General features: G+C 41.6%; 20 protein-coding genes. 9 read left to right on the top strand and 11 right to left on the bottom strand.

Annotated elements, in window-relative coordinates; translation table 11 throughout:
* Positions 1-4: 4 nt before the first annotated feature.
* Positions 5-1,564 (bottom strand): T9SS type B sorting domain-containing protein, encoded by a 1,560-nt coding sequence (locus ACSSS3_RS02570; protein ID WP_442846344.1) that lies wholly within the window; start codon positions 1,562-1,564, stop codon positions 5-7.
* Positions 1,565-1,665: 101 nt separating this feature from the next.
* Entirely contained in the window at positions 1,666-2,784 is a 1,119-nt protein-coding gene (locus ACSSS3_RS02575; RefSeq protein WP_228229796.1) for a DEAD/DEAH box helicase, read from the bottom strand.
* A 108-nt stretch (positions 2,785-2,892) separates the two neighbouring features.
* Here ACSSS3_RS02575 and ACSSS3_RS02580 point away from each other — a divergent pair, with 108 nt between their 5' ends.
* The 9 genes from ACSSS3_RS02580 to ACSSS3_RS02620 all read left to right on the top strand — a co-directional run bounded on the left by ACSSS3_RS02580 (position 2,893) and on the right by ACSSS3_RS02620 (position 13,350).
* The gene (locus ACSSS3_RS02580; protein WP_442846345.1) at positions 2,893-3,750 is read left to right on the top strand and encodes a ChaN family lipoprotein; all 858 of its coding nucleotides are present in this window, start codon (positions 2,893-2,895) and stop codon (positions 3,748-3,750) included.
* A gap of 119 nt (positions 3,751-3,869) precedes the next feature.
* Positions 3,870-4,544, top strand: a complete 675-nt coding sequence (locus ACSSS3_RS02585) for a TetR/AcrR family transcriptional regulator (protein WP_228229798.1) — start codon at positions 3,870-3,872, stop codon at positions 4,542-4,544.
* 3 nt (positions 4,545-4,547) lie between these two features.
* Positions 4,548-6,212: a peptidase domain-containing ABC transporter gene (locus tag ACSSS3_RS02590; RefSeq protein ID WP_228229799.1), complete on the top strand. Its 1,665-nt coding sequence runs from the start codon at positions 4,548-4,550 to the stop codon at positions 6,210-6,212.
* A 5-nt stretch (positions 6,213-6,217) separates the two neighbouring features.
* Positions 6,218-7,573: an HlyD family secretion protein gene (locus ACSSS3_RS02595; RefSeq protein WP_442846346.1), complete on the top strand. Its 1,356-nt coding sequence runs from the start codon at positions 6,218-6,220 to the stop codon at positions 7,571-7,573.
* The gene (locus ACSSS3_RS02600) at positions 7,570-8,985 is read left to right on the top strand and encodes a TolC family protein (RefSeq protein WP_228229801.1); all 1,416 of its coding nucleotides are present in this window, start codon (positions 7,570-7,572) and stop codon (positions 8,983-8,985) included. The genes ACSSS3_RS02595 and ACSSS3_RS02600 overlap by 4 nt, the downstream gene beginning before the upstream one ends.
* Positions 8,986-9,134: 149 nt before the next feature.
* Complete coding sequence (gene map / locus ACSSS3_RS02605) at positions 9,135-9,953, top strand: type I methionyl aminopeptidase (RefSeq protein ID WP_228229802.1); 819 nt, start codon at positions 9,135-9,137, stop codon at positions 9,951-9,953.
* A gap of 18 nt (positions 9,954-9,971) precedes the next feature.
* Positions 9,972-10,511 carry an HNH endonuclease gene (locus ACSSS3_RS02610; RefSeq protein WP_228229803.1) on the top strand — a complete coding sequence of 180 codons (540 nt, stop codon included), beginning with the start codon at positions 9,972-9,974 and terminating at the stop codon, positions 10,509-10,511.
* On the top strand, positions 10,511-11,284 hold the full coding sequence (locus tag ACSSS3_RS02615; protein WP_442847388.1) for a class I SAM-dependent methyltransferase: 774 nt from the start codon (positions 10,511-10,513) through the stop codon (positions 11,282-11,284). The genes ACSSS3_RS02610 and ACSSS3_RS02615 overlap by 1 nt, the downstream gene beginning before the upstream one ends.
* Positions 11,281-13,350 (top strand): T9SS type B sorting domain-containing protein, encoded by a 2,070-nt coding sequence (locus ACSSS3_RS02620; RefSeq protein ID WP_442846347.1) that lies wholly within the window; start codon positions 11,281-11,283, stop codon positions 13,348-13,350. The genes ACSSS3_RS02615 and ACSSS3_RS02620 overlap by 4 nt, the downstream gene beginning before the upstream one ends.
* Here the strand turns inward: ACSSS3_RS02620 and ACSSS3_RS02625 are convergent.
* From ACSSS3_RS02625 to ACSSS3_RS02665, 9 genes are all read right to left on the bottom strand, one after another.
* Positions 13,340-14,380 (bottom strand): FAD:protein FMN transferase, encoded by a 1,041-nt coding sequence (locus ACSSS3_RS02625; RefSeq protein WP_442846348.1) that lies wholly within the window; start codon positions 14,378-14,380, stop codon positions 13,340-13,342. The genes ACSSS3_RS02620 and ACSSS3_RS02625 overlap by 11 nt on opposite strands.
* Before the next feature lie 16 nt (positions 14,381-14,396).
* Positions 14,397-14,759 (bottom strand): Na(+)-translocating NADH-quinone reductase subunit F, encoded by a 363-nt coding sequence (locus ACSSS3_RS02630; protein ID WP_442846349.1) that lies wholly within the window; start codon positions 14,757-14,759, stop codon positions 14,397-14,399.
* Between the two features lie 60 nt (positions 14,760-14,819).
* Positions 14,820-15,572: a LytR/AlgR family response regulator transcription factor gene (locus tag ACSSS3_RS02635; protein ID WP_228229807.1), complete on the bottom strand. Its 753-nt coding sequence runs from the start codon at positions 15,570-15,572 to the stop codon at positions 14,820-14,822.
* Positions 15,569-16,360: a sensor histidine kinase gene (locus ACSSS3_RS02640; protein WP_228229808.1), complete on the bottom strand. Its 792-nt coding sequence runs from the start codon at positions 16,358-16,360 to the stop codon at positions 15,569-15,571. Before ACSSS3_RS02640 ends, ACSSS3_RS02635 begins: the two co-directional genes overlap by 4 nt.
* Positions 16,342-16,968 (bottom strand): hypothetical protein, encoded by a 627-nt coding sequence (locus ACSSS3_RS02645; protein WP_228229809.1) that lies wholly within the window; start codon positions 16,966-16,968, stop codon positions 16,342-16,344. The genes ACSSS3_RS02640 and ACSSS3_RS02645 overlap by 19 nt, the downstream gene beginning before the upstream one ends.
* Positions 16,969-16,971: 3 nt before the next feature.
* Positions 16,972-17,502: a hypothetical protein gene (locus ACSSS3_RS02650; RefSeq protein ID WP_442846350.1), complete on the bottom strand. Its 531-nt coding sequence runs from the start codon at positions 17,500-17,502 to the stop codon at positions 16,972-16,974.
* 43 nt (positions 17,503-17,545) lie between these two features.
* Positions 17,546-18,064, bottom strand: coding sequence for a hypothetical protein (locus ACSSS3_RS02655; RefSeq protein ID WP_228229811.1), 519 nt, complete (start codon positions 18,062-18,064; stop codon positions 17,546-17,548).
* Positions 18,065-18,148: 84 nt separating this feature from the next.
* Positions 18,149-18,880: a hypothetical protein gene (locus ACSSS3_RS02660; RefSeq protein ID WP_442846351.1), complete on the bottom strand. Its 732-nt coding sequence runs from the start codon at positions 18,878-18,880 to the stop codon at positions 18,149-18,151.
* 69 nt (positions 18,881-18,949) lie between these two features.
* Positions 18,950-20,695, bottom strand: a complete 1,746-nt coding sequence (locus tag ACSSS3_RS02665; RefSeq protein WP_442846352.1) for an OmpA family protein — start codon at positions 20,693-20,695, stop codon at positions 18,950-18,952.
* Between the last annotated feature and the right edge of the window lie 90 nt (positions 20,696-20,785).

Below are 20,785 nucleotides of genomic sequence, written 5' to 3' on the forward strand. Positions count from 1 at the left end.
GGATTTAGCGCTTTAAGGTGAAGTTTCCCTTTAATTCGCTTACGGAATCGCCCTGTCGGTAGCTAATGAGATACCAATAATCGGTTGCGGGCATTTGCTTACCTCGATATGTACCATCCCAGGAAGGATTTGAAGTATCTAATTGCTTCAGCAGTTTTCCGAAACGATCAAAAATATAAACGCCCTCTACACGCACATCACCGGCAATTTGTATTTGCCAGCTATCGTGGTAGCCATCACCGTTAGGCGTGAAAAACCGGGGTGCACTAATCGGGTTAGAATCGCTAAGTTCTTCAGAAATAATGCTTACCTGAAAAGAAATCTCGTCGTTACAAAACGATTCATTTTCTGCATAAACAAAAAATGTAAGGGGATAGCTTTCCCGGGCAGAATACCTGATCTCATCACCTGTACTGTAAGCATCTCCCTGACCCCGTTCGTCTGTATAAAAAAGAACAGATTCCGGAAGATTGTCTCCGGTTATTTCGGGAAAGGTAAAAGTTTCAACCACCCTAAAGTCCTCAATTGCATCAATGACCGGTTTTTGATTAACCTCAACGGTGAGGCTAGCCTCTACCGACCTAAATTCACCTACACGGTCTGTATCTGTAACGATACAACGCAGCGTCGTTGTTTCATCAAATGAACCCGTGAATTGCGCCGCGGTTCCCAATACTGAAGTATCTCCTTCTTTATACCATTCATAGGTATAACTGCCAAAGGCTTCCTCCGGTGAGATCTGCGTGCTTATTGAAATGATTTCGCCTGCGCAAACCGAAGAAACAGGTTGGAGATCGAGGCTCATACTACAAATTGTTGAAACGCTTACTTCAGCCGCTCCAAAAATCGCTTGTGAATTCAACAGATTTGTGCAAAGCTCCTGCGTTTGTCCTGTTTCAATATTTACCGTACGTACACTTCCGGCTCCGGTGGCAATCATCGTATACTCGATGTTGCCTGTACAGGGTTCCCCGCTAACAACAGATACAACTCCAAACACAAACGAGAAGCCTGAATCATTCATATTTCCTACCAATACACTGGAAGGCGGGTCTGCAATATTGACTTTAACCAAATTATCGTTTAAAGCCGAAAGGTATAAATCGCCCTCTATAAAGCTCAAATCTCCTCCCGAAGGATAATTTGTTGCTCCTAAAAAAGTAGATTCTAAGGTGTTTGGGTCAATTCTAAATAAAGAGCCGCTGATGTCGTCAGTAACAGCAAGTAAACTGCCATCTGTATCTTTTACCAGAGAATTAAAGCTTCTAAGTGGACCTGAACTACTGGTCAAATTACCCATTTGGTTTATGACGCCTGCATCAAGATCTATGAGAAAAAGCGTGGCTCCAAATATGCCGTATAGGGTGCGATTTGTGGGGCCTTCGGCGATATCAAACATCACAAAACTTCCCGGCCCTATAAGCTCTTCAACGGTGCAATCATCAAAATTGGCCAAAACAATACTACCATCAGACAAAGACAGATAGGCAGAATTTCTGGTTTGTGCCTGCAAAACAGGAGTAAGCGCAACACAAAATAAGATTATGGCAATTGCTCGTAGCACAGGAAGCAGGGTTTTAATCGGTTAAATATAAGGTAAACCAGACAAAACCTATTCCTTAATGCTTAATCATGCTTATTACGCAAACAGGCGGATGATTTTAATTACCTCGCCTTGATCTCGCTCATTGCAAGTTCTAAAGCCTTCTCGTATTTGCGTAAGGTGCGTAACTCTTTGGTATTAACCAAAGCCAATGAAAGCCCCTCTTTACCGGCTCGGGCGGTACGACCGCTTCTGTGCGTATAATAGGCTTCCTGATCGGGCATTTCGTAATGGATCACAAAAGACAGGTCTTCGACATCGATCCCTCGGGCTGCAATATCGGTCGCGACCAGAATGCGCAGGTTTTCATTTTTAAAAGCACGCATGGTTTTATCGCGCTCCTTTTGCAACATATCGCCCTGTAAAGCTTCGGCAGCACAGTTTTTTGCCTGTAGCTGTTTGGCCAGTTTAGATGCTGCTGCCTTGGTTCTGCAAAATATGATCCCCCGCTCCTCTTTTCGGCTTCTTAAAAAATCGAGCAAAACCGGAAGCTTATCCAGATCATCGCAAATGATATACTTGTGGTCAATCTTTTTATTTACAACATCGCGGCTTACCTGTATTCGGTGGGCATCTTCGGCCATATGCTGATTTACAATCTGCCTGATCCCATGAGGCATTGTTGCCGAGAACAGCCACTTATTGCGAATGCCCTGCAATTGATTAAGAATGGTATCGAGCTGTTCTTTAAAACCCATACTCAGCATCTCATCAGCCTCGTCTAAAACCACAGTATCCACTCCCGATAAGTCAAGGGTTTTTCGGTTGAGTAAATCAATCAATCTTCCCGGCGTAGCCACAACGATATGAGTGGGCCTGCTTAGATTTTTAATCTGTATGTCTATTTTTTCACCTCCGTAAACCGCTTCGGTAAAAATCTTATCGGTGTATTTGGTAAACTTAAAAAGCTGTTTGGCTACCTGCTGGCTCAACTCCCGGGTAGGGCATAAAATCAGGGCCTGAATCTGCTTTTTACGGGGATCAATACGCTCTAAAATGGGCAATCCGTAGGCTGCAGTCTTTCCGGTGCCGGTTTGCGCCTGGCCTACCAGATGAACATCTCCCTCCAGCAATAAAGGTATCACCTGTTGTTGAATCGCCGTAGGCTCTACAATACCCAGTTCATTAAGTCCCTTTACGAGATTGCCGGAAAGGCCCAAATCTTTAAAACGTGTTGCCATAAATTTCAATTGAACGACAAAGGTACGTATCAGGGTCTATTAAGCAGCACAAACTTGGGTTAAGGGCTAATAAAATTCAAATAAACCCTTAACTTTAGTGAAAAATAGATGATTAGAATCTTCTTTCTTCTTACTGCCATCTGTTCTGTACCCCGCTTAGCAGCACAAGACAAGCCTGCTTACCAATTTTTTGATGCTACAGGCAATAGGATCCCCTACACTGCTGTAGTAGATAGTCTGAGTGTACATGCCGATGTAATTCTCTTTGGTGAACTGCACAACAACCCCATCGCGCACTGGCTCGAACTGGAACTCGCAAAAGACCTTAGCGCAACCCGAAATCTTATACTGGGCGCAGAAATGCTCGAAACCGATAATCAGGATTTGGTGAATCACTATCTCACTGACAGTCTTACTTATGAAGAGTTTAATAACAAAGCACGCCTGTGGAGCAACCATAAAACCGATTATCAGCCCCTGCTTGAATTCGCTAAAAACCAAACGATCGATTTTATCGCGAGCAATGTCCCAAGACGTTATGCCGCTACCGTTCACAAAATGGGTTTTAGCGCACTTGACAGTTTACCTGCATCAGAAAAAGAGTGGATAGCACCTTTACCCATTGCTTTTGATGCACAATTACCACGCTATCAGGAAATTTTAAAAATGATGGGAGATCACGGGAGTCCAAAACTGGTCATGGCTCAGGCACTTAAAGATGCTACGATGGCACACAGCATTCTTAAGAACTTTGAAAATGAAAGTCTGTTTCTTCATTATAACGGGGCTTTTCACAGTGATTTTTACGAAGGTATTTTGTGGTATTTAAAGCTGCAACGGCCTCAACTAAGATACTTCACCCTAAGCACGGTTTCTCAAACGAATCTTACCTCTCTTGAAGAAGAACACCGCAATCGAGCCAATTTTATTCTGGTTGTAGATGCAGATATGACCTCAACCTATTAATACAGGGGATACTAACGCTTCCGGAAAGCAGATCAACTACAACGCTTTCGGTTAAAATTTTTATAAGAACATTCATATTGATAGTATTACTACTATTTTTGCGTTCAAAATAATCAGGTATGGATGCATTACTTAAAAACTTGAAGATTTCGATCAACGAAAGCATCTTTTTAAAAGATCCGGAATCGTCAGATTTGGGGAAGCGTATCGTTACTTACGGTATTATTCTTATAAACGATCTGGGATTTGACAACTTCACCTTTAAAAAACTGGCGGCACACATAGAATCAACCGAAAGTTCAATCTACCGTTATTTTGAGAATAAACACAAGTTTCTCATCTATTTAACTTCCTGGTACTGGGGCTGGAAGGAGTACCAACTGGTTTTTGCCACAAACAATATTACCGATCCTGTCGAAAAGCTTCTTAAGGCTATTGAGATTGCCACCCGAGAGGTAGAAGAAGACCAGTCGTTTAATCACATTAATGAGGTCATTCTCAATAAAATTGTAATTAATGAGTATTCTAAATCCTACCTTACCAAAGAAGTCGATGATGAAAATAAGGAGGGCTATTTTGCTATTTACAAGCGACTCTCCAATCGTATACGAAAAATGATTTCTGATGTTGATCCCACATACCCCTACCCGGCCAGCCTGGCTAGTACTATCCTGGCAGATTCCTTGCATCATCATTTTTTGAAAAATCATTTTTCATCTCTTACAGAATGCGATGATCAAACCCCGCCTTCTCACTATTTTAAGCATCTAATCCTAAACCTACTTAAATTTTAATATATGGCTAAAGAAGTTTTATCAGCCTGGCAACGTTTTGTTGGCCTTATACAGCTTGAGAAAAAAGATTTTCTGCAAATTTTATACTACGCCATATTTGCCGGTTTAGTAAGTTTATCGCTACCGCTGGGAATACAGGCAATCGTAAACCTTATACAGGGTGCTCAGATCAGCACCTCGTGGATAATTCTGGTCGTACTGGTAACTCTGGGTGTTGCTTTTGTAGGAGCGCTTCAGGTGATGCAGATACGCATCGTAGAAAACCTGCAGCAAAAGATATTTATGCGGGCCTCTTTTGAATTCACCTATCGATTTCCAAAAATCAAAATGAGCGAACTTAACCGCTACTATCCACCGGAATTGGCAAACCGTTTTTTCGACGTGCTTACGGTTCAAAAATCCCTGTTTAAACTGGTTCTTGATTTTCCTGCGGCCCTGGTGCAAATCATTTTTGGTCTGATCCTGCTTTCTTTTTACCATCCCTTCTTTATTTTCTACGGGGTTTTACTGGTCTTACTCATCTATCTGGTATTTAAATTCACCGGAAACAAAGGTTTACAAACCAGTCTTACGGAGTCTAAGTATAAATACAAGATTGCACATTGGATTCAGGAAATTGCCCGTACTCTCGTGAGCTTTAAACTTTCGGGCAAAACCAGCCTGGCCTTAAAGAAAAACGATGCCCTGGTTAATGATTACCTGGATGCACGCGAAAGTCACTTTAAAATTTTACGCCTTCAGTTTATACAAATGATTGGTTTTAAAGTACTCGTTACTGCCGGTCTGTTGCTAATAGGAGGTATTTTGGTGCTCAATCAGCAAATGAACATCGGGCAGTTTGTTGCTGCAGAAATTGTGATCCTGCTTATTATTAATTCGGTAGAAAAGTTAATTCTGGGGCTTGAGAATTTTTACGATTTACTCACCGCTCTCGAAAAAATTGGACAGGTGGTTGACAAGGAGCTGGAGTCTCAGGAGCTATCCAAGCCTTTTGATCCCAATGAAGAAATCAGTCTTGAATTGAAAGGTATAGGTTATAAAGATCCTCACGACAAGAAGCAAATTCTTTCAGATGTAAATCTAAAAATCAATCCCGGAGAACGTTTACTGATTTTAGGAACCAACGGATCTGGTAAATCTACCCTGCTCAAAATCATCACCGGTATTCTTGAACCTACCGCAGGTAATTTATACATCAATGAAAAGTCTCTGGAAGGCATTAACCTCAATCATTACCGTTCGTTCCTGGGACAGTCACTGCCCGAAGAAACGCCGTTTGAAGGAAGCATCAGAGATAATATCACCTTCGGAGACACTTCTATTCCGCTTGAAGATATAGACTGGGCGATAGAAAAGACCGGTTTACGCGACTTTGTAAAAGAACAGTCCAAAGGTCTTGACAGTCTACTTTATCCGGAAGGGCAACGCCTTTCCCGCACCATTGGCAAAAAGATCGTCCTGGCCCGCAGCATTGTGCGTAAGCCTAAGATTTTAATTCTTAAAGAGCCTTTAGATAAGTTTGCCAAAGATGAAAAAGAACGCATTATTAATTTCCTTTTTGACAAATCTAACTCCTGGGCCATCATTGTTGCCAGTCAGGACGAAGCCTGGCAAAATTGCTGTGACCGCACAGTAACCCTGGAAAACGGTAAAATATCCCAAAATTAAAAGCCATGCTTAACATCTCGCACAATAAGCTTCACGATAAAGTTGATATCTCAGAATATAAGGCTGCTAAAAAAATTCTGGGTAAAAAGCATTATACCTACTTCAACCGCTTTTTACAGGTTTTTACTATAATTCTGATCATCATTTTATTTTTACCCTGGACACAGACCATTCAGGGAATAGGTTATGTTACCACGCTTACCCCTGAGCAGCGCCCGCAAACCATTCAATCTCCCATACCCGGACGAATTGAAAAATGGTATGTGCGTGAAGGCGATTCAGTAGCTAAAGGGGATACTATTCTCTTTATTTCGGAAGTAAAGAATGAATATTTTGATCCGCTACTGGTTGAACGTACGGAGCAACAGGTGCGCGCCAAAAGCAATTCGGTTGCCTCCTACTCCCAGAAAGTAGTCGCGCTTACAAACCAGATTGAAGCCCTGCAAAATGAACGCGCTTTAAAACTGGAACAGGCCGAAAACAAACTCATACAGGCAGATCTTAAAATCAAGAGTGACTCTATCGATTATGAGGCCGCAAAAACCAATCTGGCTATTGCTGAGCGTCAGTTTGAGCGAACTCTGGGTTTACAGCAGGAAGGGCTTAAAGCGGTGACCGATGTGGAAGAAAAACGCCTGAAACTTCAGGAAACTCAGGCCAAATTGATTTCGCAGGAAAACAAACTCCTTGCAAGCCGTAATGAATTTATAAATGCTCAAATCGAAATCAACCGTGTGGGTGCCGAGTACGCCGATAAAATTTCTAAAGCGCAAAGCGAGCGCTCCACCGCCCTATCCAATCAGTTTGATTCGGAAGCCGCAGTGAGCAAGCTTGAAAATGACCGTACCAACTATGAGATACGTAATGATATGTATTACATCACGGCACCACAAGCTGGTTTCATTAACAAAGCCATAATAGGCGGTGTAGGCGAGACATTTAAAGAAGGCCAACAACTTGTAGGAATCATGCCTTCTAAATACGATCTGGCTGTAGAAACTTATGTAAGGCCTATCGATTTGCCTTTGATTCACGTGGGTGAAGAAGTACGAATACAGTTTGACGGCTGGCCGTCAATCGTATTTAGCGGATGGCCTTATAACTCGCTGGGTACTTTTGGCGGAAAGGTAGTAGCCATAGAACGCTTTATTAGTGATAATGGCAAGTATCGTGTTTTACTGGCTCCTGACCCGGAAGAAGAACCCTGGCCTGAAGCCTTGCGTGTAGGATCGGGTGCTAATACCCTGGCACTTCTTGAAGATGTGCCTATCTGGTATGAACTGTGGCGCCAGCTCAACGGCTTCCCGCCCAATTATTACACCCCTGAAAAAGCTGATATCCAAACCGACAAGAAGAAATGAGAATCTTAATTCGGGTTATTGCGTTGCTTGTTTTTTTGACCACTCCCGTGTGGGCACAGGAAGACGCATTGACTACCCTCAGTTTTGAAGAATACCTAAATCTGGTGCAGCAAAATCACCCCTTGGCGCGGCAGGCTTATCTCATTGAACAAACCGGAGAAGCCAAACTGCTAAAGGCCCGGGGTGGTTTTGACCCCAAGGTTGAAGTTGATTTTGATCAGAAAGTATTTAAGGATACCGAATATTACGATCTGCTTAACGCTACCTTTAAAATACCTACCTGGTATGGTATTGACTTAAAGGCCCAATTTGAGCAGAATGAAGGTTATTACTTAAATCCTCAAAATACAGTGCCCGAAGACGGCCTCTATACAGCAGGTATTTCAGCTTCATTGGGGCAGGGATTGTGGATCAATGAGCGCATGGCAACTCTTAAACAGGCCCGTTTTTATAGGGAACAAGCCCGTGCAGACCTGCAACTTGCAGTCACCAATGTGCTGTACGAAGCCTCACTGGCCTACTTTAACTGGTTACAGGATTATCAAAAGGTGTTGCTTTACGAGCGCTTTTTAGAAAATACAACCGAGCGGTTTGTAGGCATAAAAACCAGTGCACTTTCAGGAGCTATACCTCTTATTGACACTACCGAAGCCAAAATAAGTGTACAGAGCCGGGAGTTGAGTTTGCAGGAAGTGCGTCTCGAATATCAAAAATCAAAACTGGAACTTGCCAATTATCTTTGGCTGGGCAATAATATTCCAGTTGAGTTACAGGATGATATTTATCCCGAAGGAGAACTCAGTGATGTGGTGAGCAGAACGCTTCAGATCACCGAATTTGATTTGGCCGATTTTCAAATTGATACCCACCCTAAAATGCGCTCGCTCGATTATAAAGTGCAGGCATTGGAAGTTGAAAAACGCCTGAAAGCCAACAAACTACTTCCGGTCATTGATGTAAACTATAACTTTATCACCTCAGAGCCACGTAATCTAAATTCGTTTTATACCCAGAATTACAAAGCCGGTTTGCGCTTTAGCATGCCTTTATTTCTGCGGAAGGAACGCGGAGATCTTCAGCTGGCCAGGCTTAAATTACAGGACAGCGAGTTTGAACTCATCAATACACGGCTCACGCTTCAGAATAAAATAAAGGCAGTTAATACAGAACTTGAAGTTTTAAAGGAGCAGCAGGAACTGGTTGAAGATTTAGTGATCAATTACGATACGATGCTTGCAGCCGAGTTGCGAAAATATGAAGTGGGTGAGAGCTCTATTTTCCTTATAAACTCGCGGGAAATAAAGCTTATAGACAGTCAGCTGAAAGCCATCGAGATCACCAATAAGCTTTATAAAGCCAAAGCCCAGCTGTTTAAAACACTTGCGGCTGTTCCTGAATTTAATGAGGAGTAAAAAACTCATTTTTAAGGATCTTGCATCGGTATTCTTTCCAGGTTGTCGTCAAAAACTGTTGTTGAGTTAAGAACCCCACATACTTTGACTTCTATATTAGGGGCTATGCGGGGATTCTTTGTAACTTTGTGCCCTCAAAAGACAGCCTGATGATTATAACCAAGACGAGAGAAGAACTCGAGTTAATGCGCGAAAGTGCGCTTATCGTTTCTAAAACTTTGGGAGCATTAGCTTCAGAAGTGAAGCCCGGTGTTACCACCCTTGAACTTGATAAAATTGCCGAAACCTGCATCAGGGATCATGGTGCCATACCCGGATTTTTGGGATTGTATGATTTCCCAAACACTTTGTGTATGAGCCCAAATGAGCAGGTAGTACACGGTATTCCCAATAAAACACCTCTTAAAGAAGGTGATATCATTTCTATAGACTGCGGAGCGTTGAAAAACGGCTTTTACGGCGATCACGCCTATACCTTTGAAGTTGGTGAAGTAGATCCTGAAACAAAAAAACTCCTCCGGGTTACCAAAGAATCTCTATACAAAGGCATAGAGCAGTTTAAAGCCGGTAACCGTGTAGGTGATGTAGGCTATGCGATTCAGAAATATTGCGAGGATCACGGCTATGGCGTGGTACGTGAACTGGTAGGTCATGGTCTTGGACGTAAAATGCATGAAGATCCCGAAATGCCGAACTATGGCCGAAGAGGTCGCGGTAAGAAATTTGTTGAAGGTATGGTGGTTGCCATCGAACCTATGATCAATCTGGGTACCCAACGCATTAAACAACACCGCGACGGGTGGACCATCACTACCCGGGATAACAAACCCAGCGCCCATTTTGAACACGATGTGGCTTTAATAGACGGCAAACCACAACTTCTTTCAACTTTTGACTATATTTATGAAGCTTTGGGTATAAGCAGTGATGAAGAAGCCCCATTCAAAGCACAGCCCACATTCAACTAACAAAAATCTTGATGTGCTATGCAGTTAGAAACCTGGAAAGATTTCCGTGAAGACGACTGGGATGAGGCATATACTTTAGGTCTATCTAATTATGGTCGCGTGCGCAGTTATTTTAAAAACCCAGAAGGAAACCTCATTAAAGGAGGTACGATTAACGGGTATATAACTGTGAATGTTAAACTGAAAAATGGAAAGCGTCGCAACTTTTATCTCCACAAACTCCTTGCGAAAGCTTTTTTGACACCCGGCGATAACGAAAACTCTGTATTACACCTCAACCACGATAAGACCGATAATCGTATTGAAAATTTATCCTGGGCAACCCATAAAAAACGCTATGCCCATCAGAAAACGAGTCCACTGGATATTAAGCGACGTACCTCGGGCGAACGTCATTACACCAAGTTGAGCTATGCCGAAGCAAAGGTTCTGAAGAAAAAGCTTTTAGATCCTAACCGGCGTACCCGGCTTAAGGTACTGGCCAAGCAGTTTGGCGTTTCAGAAATGCAATTGCATCGCATAAAAACGGGTGAAAATTGGGGGGATCTTCAGGTATGATTGGCAAACTCTTTAAAGGCATTTTAAATACAGTTCCCAGACCCCTGCTTATACGACTAAGCTATGTTGCCCGGCCTTTTTTGGCATTATGGCTAAAGGGATCGCGCTACACCGACCCCATAGACGGCAGGTCGTTTAAAAAATTTCTTCCGTACGGCTACGGTAAGCCCCGAGAAAATGTACTCTCTCCCTCTACTCTTTCGCTGGAGCGACACAGATTGCTTTGGTTATACCTAAAAAATGAAACCGATTTTTTTAAAGCCTCTCATAAGGTGCTGCATTTTGCTCCCGAACAGGCTTTTTACAAGCGTTTCAGATCTCTTAAAAACCTCAATTATACCACCACCGATTTGCTTTCGCCTCTGGCAGATGTAAAGGCAGACATTTGCAATTTGCCTTTTGAAGACAACAGCTATGATGTCATTTTATGCAATCACGTACTTGAGCATATACCTGATGACACCAAAGCTATGCATGAACTTTATCGTGTTCTCGAACCCGGTGGAATGGCCATTTTACAGATACCTCAGGATCTTTCAAGAGAAAAAACCTTTGAAGACGACAGCATCACAGATCCTGAAGAACGCGCCGCTATATTTGGCCAATACGATCACGTACGCGTTTATGGCAGGGATTATTTTGAAAAACTTCGCAGTATAGGATTTGAAGTTCATGAGATTGATTATACCCAAAAACTTAAAAAAGAGCTTGTAGATACCTATCGCCTGGCTGCAGGCGAAATTTTACCGGTTTGTTATAAACCAGGGTCATGAAAAAAATTACAATCGTTTTGTTTATGGTATTTTTTGGTGTTTTAAACGCCCAAAATGCCAACGATTGTACAGATGCTATTGTTCTTTGCGGGGACACTCCGGTAGGAATACAGCCTAACGGAGTGGGTTTTGATGAATTTAGTCTGCCGGGCAATTTCCCGCCCCCGTGTTATTCGTTTAACAATCAAACCGCGTGGTTTAAAGTAGAAATCGATCAGGGCGGAAGTTTTACATTTGATATTGTCCCCGAAAATCCAAACGACGATTATGATTTTGCAGTTTACGGGCCCGTTCAGGACTGTCAAAACCTGGGAAGTGCCATTCGCTGCAGCAGTACGCATCCGCCTTCGGCAAACGCAAGTGCCGATACCGGTCTTAATGATACCGAAACCGATACTTCAGAAGGACCGGGAGCTGACGGCAACGGTTATCTGAAGGCCATTGATGCCAGTCCCGGAGAAACCTATTACATTCTTATAGACCGTGCCAGTGGTTCTGCGGGCTTTGATATCAATCTTACGGGCAGCGCCACAACACCCAAAACCACGGGTTATAATACACCTGAAGATTTTGAAATTTGTTCCACAACCGGAACAAACACCTATGATCTTAGCATACAGCGTGATTTGATTTTACAGGGCTTTCCCGATACCCGTGTGAGTTTTCATAAAGAACTTGGAGATGCTAATCTGGCAACCAATGAGCTGGCTGATTTGTACACAAATACTGTAGACCGCGAGACCCTTTACGCACGTATTTTTAGTCCGTTAAACGCCTGTTCAGAACTGGTGCCTTTTGAAATAAGCATTGCTGCGTCTTTGGTTAATGATAACCCCGGATCTGTTTTTATATGCGACCCGAGCATAAATCAAAACTACAACCTTTTGCCACTGGGCAATCAAATTATAAGATCCCGTTCAGACCAGCAAATCCGGTTTTATCAATCTCAGCAAGACAGAGATGCCGACCAAAATGCCATAACAACCCTGAATTTGAGCAGCTCCCAGACACCGGTGTACTATCGCATAAACAGTGTTAACGGAGATTGCCTGCTACTTGATGCACTTAACTTTTACCTAACCCAGCCACCGGTATTAATTGAGCCTTCAATACTGAATGTGTGCATCGCAAACGAAAGCAGCCTGACTTTAAATTTAGATCAAAAAGCAAATGAGGCTTTATCAGGGCAGGATATTTCAGTATTCACCAGACGTTATTACGCAACGGCAAACGATAGGAATCTCGATCAAAACCGTCTGAGTTCAAATTATACTACCGAAGCAATTGATCAGGAGATTTTTATGCGAATAGTAGATAATCGCAGCGGCTGCTATTCTGATACTTCTTTTGAAGTTGTAGTTGATGAAAGTCCTGTATTTGAATTTCCCGAAACAGCTTTTTACTGCACAGATACTCAGGAACCGGTCGAATTGAGCGTAGCTTCTGGCTTTACCTATTATGAGTGGAGCACGGGTCAGGAAGGTATTGATCTCCATACCCTATTGATCGATGAACCGGGAGCATACAGCATTACCGTTTATAACGAAGCTGGTTGCTCCACTACTCAAACTGTTCAGGTTTTGCCTTCCGAAAAGGCTATTGTTGAAACGGTAGAAGTTACCGGGCTCAATTACCCCGACAATGAAGTTAGTATCCGGGTATCAGGAAGTGGTGCGTATGAATTTTCGCTAGACGACGGTCCCTATGTAGAAAGCTCTGTTTTCACCGGACTTTCAGCCGGCTATCACCAGCTTGCCATAAGAGACCGCAATGGTTGTGGTACAGTAGAAACTCAGCCCTTTTTAGTTCTAGATTATCCACGGTATTTTACTCCAAATGCTGATGGCATTCACGATACCTGGAGGTTGATTGGTCTCGAAGAATATCCCGGGGCTCAAATCTTTATCTACGACCGTTATGGCAAACTTTTAAAGCAGTTACAATCATCTTCAGAGGGCTGGGATGGCACCTTTCTGGGAACACTTTTAAATCCTGATGACTACTGGTTTGAACTTCAATTACCCGATGGTATTAGCCTTAAGGGACATTTCAGCCTTATTTATTAGGCTCTACGAGGTAAGGTTTAAAACGTTCGGAAACAAATACAGATACAGAGTCTTCAGTTTGATCTGAATACATCAGATAAGCCGCCAGATCCTTATTTTTAGCAATAACCGCTTTAGAACGCTCAAAACCTAAAGCCATAAATGCTGTTGCCCAAGCATCTGCCTCTGCACAGGTTGGAGCGATTACGGTTGCGCTTAACACATCGCTTTGTTCGGCACTCCCGGTTATGGGATTGATGGTGTGCACATATTTTTTACCCGTTACAGAGTCCTGACGGTACTTTCGATAATTTCCTGATCCTGCCATTCCTTTATCATTTAAACTTACAGCTTCGGTATAGGTACGCTGTTCTACAGGTGCATTGATGTTTTCAATACCCACACGCCAGGCCTGATTTTTATCGAGATTTTTACCTTTCGCCAAAAGCTCTCCACCGAGTTCTATAAGGTAATCTTCTACCCCGTTCTGCTCCAGCATTTTACCAATTCGATCTATGCAATACCCTTTTGCTATACTGTTGAAATCTAAATAAATATGTTCTGTGTTTTTTTGAAGTTTGCCTTGCTGCGAAATAGTCAATTTATCTAAACCTACATACTGCATCAAAGAATCTATAGTGATAGAATCAAGCTTTTTTAAGGGCTTATCAGGGCCGAAGCCATAGGCATTAGCCAAAACCCCAACCGTTGGATCATAATACCCGTCTGTTGCATTATATACTTGCTGTGCCAGGGCAAATACTTCTTTAAACATAGCGTCAACCACAATCGTGGTGTCCCCGGCATTTATTCTCGATATATCAGAATCGGCCTGGTAGGTGCTCATAGACTTATTAATTGCGGTGATGGTAGAGTCAAATTGCTTTACAAGATCAAAACGCTCCGGCGCATAAAACTGCAATTGGTAACTGGTTCCCAGCGCCTGACCGTTGTAGACTACCAGATTTCTTTCGGGCTCACAAGATGTACAGATTGCTAAAACTAAAGCGCCAAATAAAAGCGCAGATATCGATTTTAAACTGAATTTCATAATTCTTGAAAAATGATTAAAGTATTTCCTGCAGACCATTATAAACCTGCGTATAGGCTGAATCTTTCTCGACAGGTTTGCCGTAATCTTCGGCACTCCCCAAACCTACACCGGCATAAAAAGTTCGCGCATTAAACTTGTCTGCGTGCGTTTTCATTTCCTGCATAAAGACCGGGTCGTAGGCATTAGGGTCATCAGGATATTGCAAAGCCCTGACGATTACAAAATGTAATTTCTTGTCTTTTAAAGCTACAAATTGTGGATTGCGTTTTAATTGAGAGTTGACACCCAAAAACTCAAATCCCTGAGACTCCAGGTCTTTTCCCACGATATTCATCGCCAGATTGTGTCGTTCCTGTTCGGTAAGAAGTGTTGCCATGGTGCAAAGATACTAAGCACGATTAGTTCAGGTTTACAGGACCGGCAATTTTAATTAAAATTAGTCCGTATTACTTTTCAGCATATTGAGAAATTCAGCACGTTTAGCCCTTGAGACCGGAACCTGATGGTTTTCTTCAAGCATTACATAACCTTCATTCAGGTACGATTCTATATATTCCAGGTTGATGATGTGCGATTTGTGAGTTTTAAAAAAACTAACCGTATCTAGTAAATCTGCGAAATGGCCGATATTATGAGAACTCAAAATAGATATTCCTCCAACAAGATGAAGTTTAGTATAGCCTTCTATTCCTTCAAGACGTATGATATGATCTATTTTGACAAACTGTAATCCGTTTTGAGACGGGACAACAATCTTTTTTTGCTGAAAGGTCTGTACACCCAGATTGGCAATGAGCTGTTTATTTTTTGAAAGCATCTCCTTGTTTAAAATACTCTCTACGGCCCGGTGTACACTTAGTATCAAATCTTCTTTTGCTACCGGTTTTACAAGGTAGCCAATGGCGCAATTTTTTATAGCCTGAATTGCGTAATGATCAAATGCTGTTACGAAAATGACTTCAAAATCCGGTTCATCAAATTCCTTTATAAGTTCAAAACCGGTCATGGTAGGCATCGCGATATCCAGAAAAATAAGATCCGGTTTTTCTGTTCTTATAAATTCAATAGCTTCTACAGGATCCTGACTAGAGCCTATAATAGAAAGCTGCGGGCAAAAGCGCTGCAACTTGTTTTCTAAAATGGCTGAGGCTTTTGCCTCATCATCTACTAAAAACACCCGGATACTCATACGTTCAAAATTTTAAAAGTTATCGTTACGCGGGTGCCCTGCAAATCCTCCCGATCCTTTATTTGATAGTCCACTTTAAAAGCATTACTATACTCGAGCAATTTTAATCGATCTTTGAGAACGGTTGAAGATCTGTTTTCGAGGGTCTTACCACTCGCTTTAAAAACCTCTTTAGAGCGTTTTAGGCCAATACCATCATCTTCTATAACCACCTTATAACTCAACTCATCCAGGCATGTAAAAATCACACGTACAAGGCCTGATTCATTCTTATGAAAAATCCCGTGATTTACGGCATTTTCAACAATAGGTTGCAAAAGAAGTGACGGGATTTTTGTATCTAATTCCAAGTCTTCATCAACCTCAATATCAAAACTGAGTTTATCCTCAAAGCGCATTTTTTCTATCGCCAGATAATTGTTAAGCAGCTCAATTTCCTCTTTAAGGCTTATAGTATGTTGTCGCGAAAGTTCAAAGAATGACCTGAATAATTTAGAAAATCTATTAAGGTATTCTTCCGACAACTCGACCTCATTTCTTTGAATATAGTATTGTATTGCATTTAGCGAGTTGTGCACAAAATGCGGATTCATTTGAGAACGAAGTGCCTGTAATTCGAGCTCATGTAATTCCCGCTGGCTTTCTAATTTAGACTGCAGACGCTCCCGTATAAGCTTGTTCTTTTTGGAAACAAAAACTGTAAAAAGTAAAATCACAGCAACCACCACTACAACTGCGGTAATTGCCATTATTACAATAAGGCGGTCGTCTAATTCTTCTGTGGACATAAAAGTGCTATAATAATACAACCGTAAAGGGGAATGTTTAAAAATGCGATTACAGTGTATAAAATATCAGCGAGATTTCCATTTACCTTTGACATGGAAACCTGTACCGGTAAATACCCCAGAAAATAAATAAGTACTCCTGTGGTGATCCAAAACCGAGCATTTTTCTTAAAATCTATAATCTCATCCCGGTTTAGAAATTCAATGTAAAATCTAAATACAAGGATCAGCAAAGTTATTGTTGAACAAAAGAGGAAGATAACATTGTAGTCTTTGAGCCAATTTTCTAAAATAAGACTCACGATAAGACTTATAAAAAGCAAGGGCACTAAAACCAAAACCCAAATTTTCCTGTTGAGAATCCTGTAGAACCAAAAGCAAAAAAAGAAACCCGTAAAAAGGTCTGAAAAATTATATATTAAAACATTATTACCAAAGAAGCCCAGACATAAGGAGGCCCCAATTTCTATGACAATCACAGTAGTCAGGTAATAAATGAAATGACTTTGGGTTCCGTTTTTTAAAACACCATGCCGCCAAATGGCTATAGCCAATGCTACAGCCATTAATGATTTAACTATGATTTCCAGAATTACCATGATACTCACAAATTAGTTGCCAGACCCTGTTTTGCGCGTGCCTACCGGGTGTAATTTATCATAATAACTGTCGTCCTCGCCAACCGGCAAAAATGAATCTGGTGTGGTGGGAGTAACCAGCATTCCCGGTGCAAATGAAGATCCGCCCGAAGGTCTTTTGGTATTGGATTGAAGTGCATAAGCTGCCTCAAAAAACACCGTGCTTTTAGTCACACCGGTACTTAGCGTGTCTGCTCCAAAATAGACATAGACCCCTACATTGCTTATGGAATCACGCTTTTTTAAAGCAATCACAGACTCTAAAAAGAGCTGTAAATCGTTCACATCTGTTACCAGAGCACCCACATTATCAACCGCATTACCGGGTAAATCATTGTTGATATACACATATTGATTACTCAGATAGGCGCTGTGCAACGCATCTGCACGTTCTTTTGTAATTAGGTTATTCGGTGTTTTTCGGGAGTTGTTTCGCAAACTTATGCAAGATGAGCACATTAAGAATACAACTGCAAACAGCAGGCTTATTTTGAAGGTTTTCATAATCATTTTAATAAGTTGGTTAAAAAATTTAAGATAATCACTTTTAATCTCTTGTGATATCAATTTGACAATCAATTGTATGCGCATTTGTATCCCCGTTTATAAAATAAGTTCCTATGATGCTCAATTTTATGGGATCTCCGGTATTTGCACCAAACTGAGTGTAGCTTACCGTTAGCGCATTTGATGCGCTGTCATCTATCAAAAGACCATCAATGCGCAAACGTTGAGAGATGGGTCCGGTAATAATCTCAGTAGCTGGTGTATTAACAACAGTAGGTACGGTAGTTCCCGGAGCGAGAGAAAACCGGAAGACTGAGCCCCCGGTTTCCCGGGCTTCTATTTTAAAAACGGTACTGAACCCTGTGCTTTGCGGTAAGGGATTATCTGCAGCCTGTATGTTACTGGCATACTGTGTTGGCGTTGAGCTTCCGTCAATAAACACATCAATACTTCCTGAGCTTCTGGCTGCGGTATTCCTGTCGTCATCACTGTTGCAGGAAAATAGAGTACCGGTTAAAATCGTGATCCAAATAATAAAATTTAAAGTTTTTGTTTTCACCGTTTCAACTTTTATCTATTTAGAAATCAAGGGTCTATATTGATTACGAATCCATCACCCTAAAAAAATTTACTTTATAAAGTTTTAATTAACAATGCCGTCATTCTTTGTAAGTGAACAACATTGCTTGAAGGTGAAGTTATCATACCACCATTGTTCGGCTGGGTTACCTCCTGAATCTAGATTAAAACCCAAACCATCACTATTTTGTAATATGGTATTAAAAAGGTTAATATCAGTTGCTGTATAAGGAGGGGTCAAGCCTGCAAGCCTCCATTCGCCATAAGTATTAGATGGCAATGTCGTTCCTGTTGCTAACTCAAGCGGTACATGTATTGTAACAGGAGGTTGTCCAGAATTGATTAAAGAGCTGGAATTAAGTACAAATACTGCACGAGTATTACCTGAATTTATTGAACCTTGATATATTATAATCGAATTTGCCGCACTTATTGCATTATTTACACCTCCAAAATATTCTACATCATAGCGCAACTCACAACCTGCGGTTAAAAAATTACGAGGGAGTAGAGTTTCAGTATAAGCAAATGATGAACCGCTGCCATCTAATGCCTGTAACACCTTACCCGGCCCTCTTGATACAATGCTAATTCCTCTAGCTGCTACGCCCTGCCAATCGCTAGTTGTACCTAATTCCTGATCTTCAAAATCAGTAACGACATTAAAGCTTTCTTCACAGATTATATACTCGCAAGCATCGCTATCTTCACAGCTTACAGCCAGAAACATGCTCATAACATAAATTCCTGTAATCAGAATTTTTTCTACCGGGGTTGTATATTTTAAAATTTTCATAAGAGTAGTTTTAAAGAAATCAAAGCCGCCGTTTGCAGACGGCTCTGATTTTTGTTAAGAATTGAATCATTAGAAACAGATGACCTTAAATTCGGTTCTGCGATTGATGGTATGCTCGGCCTCTGTGCACGTCACACCATCTGCGCATTTATTCAGCAGTTCGGTCTCCCCGGCGCCTCTCGCAATAAGCCGGTCTCTTGAAATGCCTTTGGCCAGTAAGTAGTCTACGGTTGCCTGTGCGCGTTTTTGAGAAAGCTCCTGATTATAGGCATTGCTTCCGCGTGAATCTGTATGCGATGACATTTCTACTTTAATCCCGGGATTATCAAGCATCAGTTGAGCTACATAATCTAAATCGGGTCTGGCGGCAGGTAAAATATCCCATTTATCCAGGTTGAAAATGATGTTATCAAGACGTATAGCCTTTCCGCAGGGATCCACGCACATTTCAAAGTCAATAAACAGACTGGAGTTGCGATCCTCGGTTGTTGTATTTACCGTTACCTTATTTGAAAAGTACCCGTCTTTAGCTCCCTGTACACTGTAGATGGAACTTTGCTTCAAATAGAACATAAAGTTTCCGTCTGCATCAGAAAGGGTGTTTTTTAAGGAAGCGCGCTGGGTGTCTTTTAAGCTGATATCTACACCCGGTATACCTTCGTTTTTATTACACTCTACGACGTTACCCCTCAGGATAAAATTTTCGTCTGTGTATAAAATCTCCTTTTGAATACTTTTACCTTCCTTCTTACAGTCTTTAAAATCTGCTTTAGAAAGCGTAGTCTGTTCCAGATTTACCTCATAAAGTTTTCCTTTGATCACATAATCTGCTGTCTCCACATCCTGAAATACCACAACTCCATAGCTGTTTGTTGTTCCGGTTTGCGTAATGTTTCCGTTTAGATCCTCAAGCACAACATCGGTGTTGGGCAGCAACTCTTTGGTAAACTGATCCCGGGCGGTAATCGTTACAGTGCAGCCACAAGTAGCGCAGCACTGTGGTGTATGATCTTCACCACATACGGAGCAGGCATTTGCTTTTTTACCTACCGCAAGGGTAAGACCTGCAAAAACTCCAATGGAATAAATATCACAATCGCAGGATTCTTCTCTAAAGAAAGGCGTGTTTTGATTAACGATATTCTGCCCGTCTATCTCTTCCACAGGATAATAACCCGATCTAATCCCATAGCTGGCATCGTTTTGTTCCTCTACATTAAAATGCCTCATATAGTACGCACCCGCATGGAGACCCAGCCAATCATTTACAAAGTAAATCGCGCGTATTTGTGCTTTTGCACTAAAGATATTTTTAGCATCATAGCCTGAGTGGAAGTTAAGCACATCATTAATTACCGTATTTTCCCGTAGCTCGGTACGCCCACCTTTAATATTAGCCAGTCCGCCACGTAAATTGAGCTCTGTACTAAAGTTCCCGGCAGCATTATGGTATCTAAAGCTTGGCCCTATACCATAAAATAACCTGTTGATTTTATCTTCTGAAAGTGAAAAATCGGTTAGAGGTCTGGTACCGCTTAAGTCAAAAAGATTAGTTGTAGGATAGGTACTTTCCGGTTTATTCCAGATATAATCTACATCTGCACCCAAACCAAACCAGCTCCAGTAATAGTCTGCTGAAAGTCCAAGTTCGAGTCCACCGTTATAATCAATATAAGGTGTGTTGTTTTCATAAGTAGGGAAGTCATACCCCACCCGCGCGTTAAACAACCATTGGTTGTTTGTAATTTGACCCTGAGTCATTGCTGTTATTGCCAGTACAGCCAGAAATAACAGGTTTTTAAGTGTTGCATTCATAGTTTTAAGTTGTTAAAGATTTGATTCAAAGATGATCAGCTTTAAGCCCTAAAACCAGACGCAATTCACGAAGTGCTTACATCAATCCAT

The sequence above is a fragment of the Leeuwenhoekiella sp. H156 genome (assembly GCF_052218455.1).
GTDB classification, from domain to species: Bacteria; Bacteroidota; Bacteroidia; order Flavobacteriales; family Flavobacteriaceae; genus Leeuwenhoekiella; species Leeuwenhoekiella parthenopeia.

What these genes read in the sequence shown, in the direction of transcription:
- map (WP_228229802.1), top strand. Translation starts at nt 9,135, where the DNA reads ATGATTATAACCAAGACGAGAGAAGAACTCGAGTTAATGCGCGAAAGT.
- ACSSS3_RS02595 (WP_442846346.1), top strand. Translation starts at nt 6,218, where the DNA reads ATGCTTAACATCTCGCACAATAAGCTTCACGATAAAGTTGATATCTCA.
- ACSSS3_RS02590 (WP_228229799.1), top strand. Translation starts at nt 4,548, where the DNA reads ATGGCTAAAGAAGTTTTATCAGCCTGGCAACGTTTTGTTGGCCTTATA.
- ACSSS3_RS02585 (WP_228229798.1), top strand. Translation starts at nt 3,870, where the DNA reads ATGGATGCATTACTTAAAAACTTGAAGATTTCGATCAACGAAAGCATC.
- ACSSS3_RS02620 (WP_442846347.1), top strand. Translation starts at nt 11,281, where the DNA reads ATGAAAAAAATTACAATCGTTTTGTTTATGGTATTTTTTGGTGTTTTA.
- ACSSS3_RS02640 (WP_228229808.1), bottom strand. Translation starts at nt 16,360, where the DNA reads ATGTCCACAGAAGAATTAGACGACCGCCTTATTGTAATAATGGCAATT.
- ACSSS3_RS02650 (WP_442846350.1), bottom strand. Translation starts at nt 17,502, where the DNA reads ATGAAAACCTTCAAAATAAGCCTGCTGTTTGCAGTTGTATTCTTAATG.
- ACSSS3_RS02625 (WP_442846348.1), bottom strand. Translation starts at nt 14,380, where the DNA reads ATGAAATTCAGTTTAAAATCGATATCTGCGCTTTTATTTGGCGCTTTA.
- ACSSS3_RS02635 (WP_228229807.1), bottom strand. Translation starts at nt 15,572, where the DNA reads ATGAGTATCCGGGTGTTTTTAGTAGATGATGAGGCAAAAGCCTCAGCC.
- ACSSS3_RS02575 (WP_228229796.1), bottom strand. Translation starts at nt 2,784, where the DNA reads ATGGCAACACGTTTTAAAGATTTGGGCCTTTCCGGCAATCTCGTAAAG.
- ACSSS3_RS02630 (WP_442846349.1), bottom strand. Translation starts at nt 14,759, where the DNA reads ATGGCAACACTTCTTACCGAACAGGAACGACACAATCTGGCGATGAAT.
- ACSSS3_RS02665 (WP_442846352.1), bottom strand. Translation starts at nt 20,695, where the DNA reads ATGAATGCAACACTTAAAAACCTGTTATTTCTGGCTGTACTGGCAATA.
- ACSSS3_RS02660 (WP_442846351.1), bottom strand. Translation starts at nt 18,880, where the DNA reads ATGAAAATTTTAAAATATACAACCCCGGTAGAAAAAATTCTGATTACA.
- ACSSS3_RS02580 (WP_442846345.1), top strand. Translation starts at nt 2,893, where the DNA reads ATGATTAGAATCTTCTTTCTTCTTACTGCCATCTGTTCTGTACCCCGC.
- ACSSS3_RS02610 (WP_228229803.1), top strand. Translation starts at nt 9,972, where the DNA reads ATGCAGTTAGAAACCTGGAAAGATTTCCGTGAAGACGACTGGGATGAG.
- ACSSS3_RS02600 (WP_228229801.1), top strand. Translation starts at nt 7,570, where the DNA reads ATGAGAATCTTAATTCGGGTTATTGCGTTGCTTGTTTTTTTGACCACT.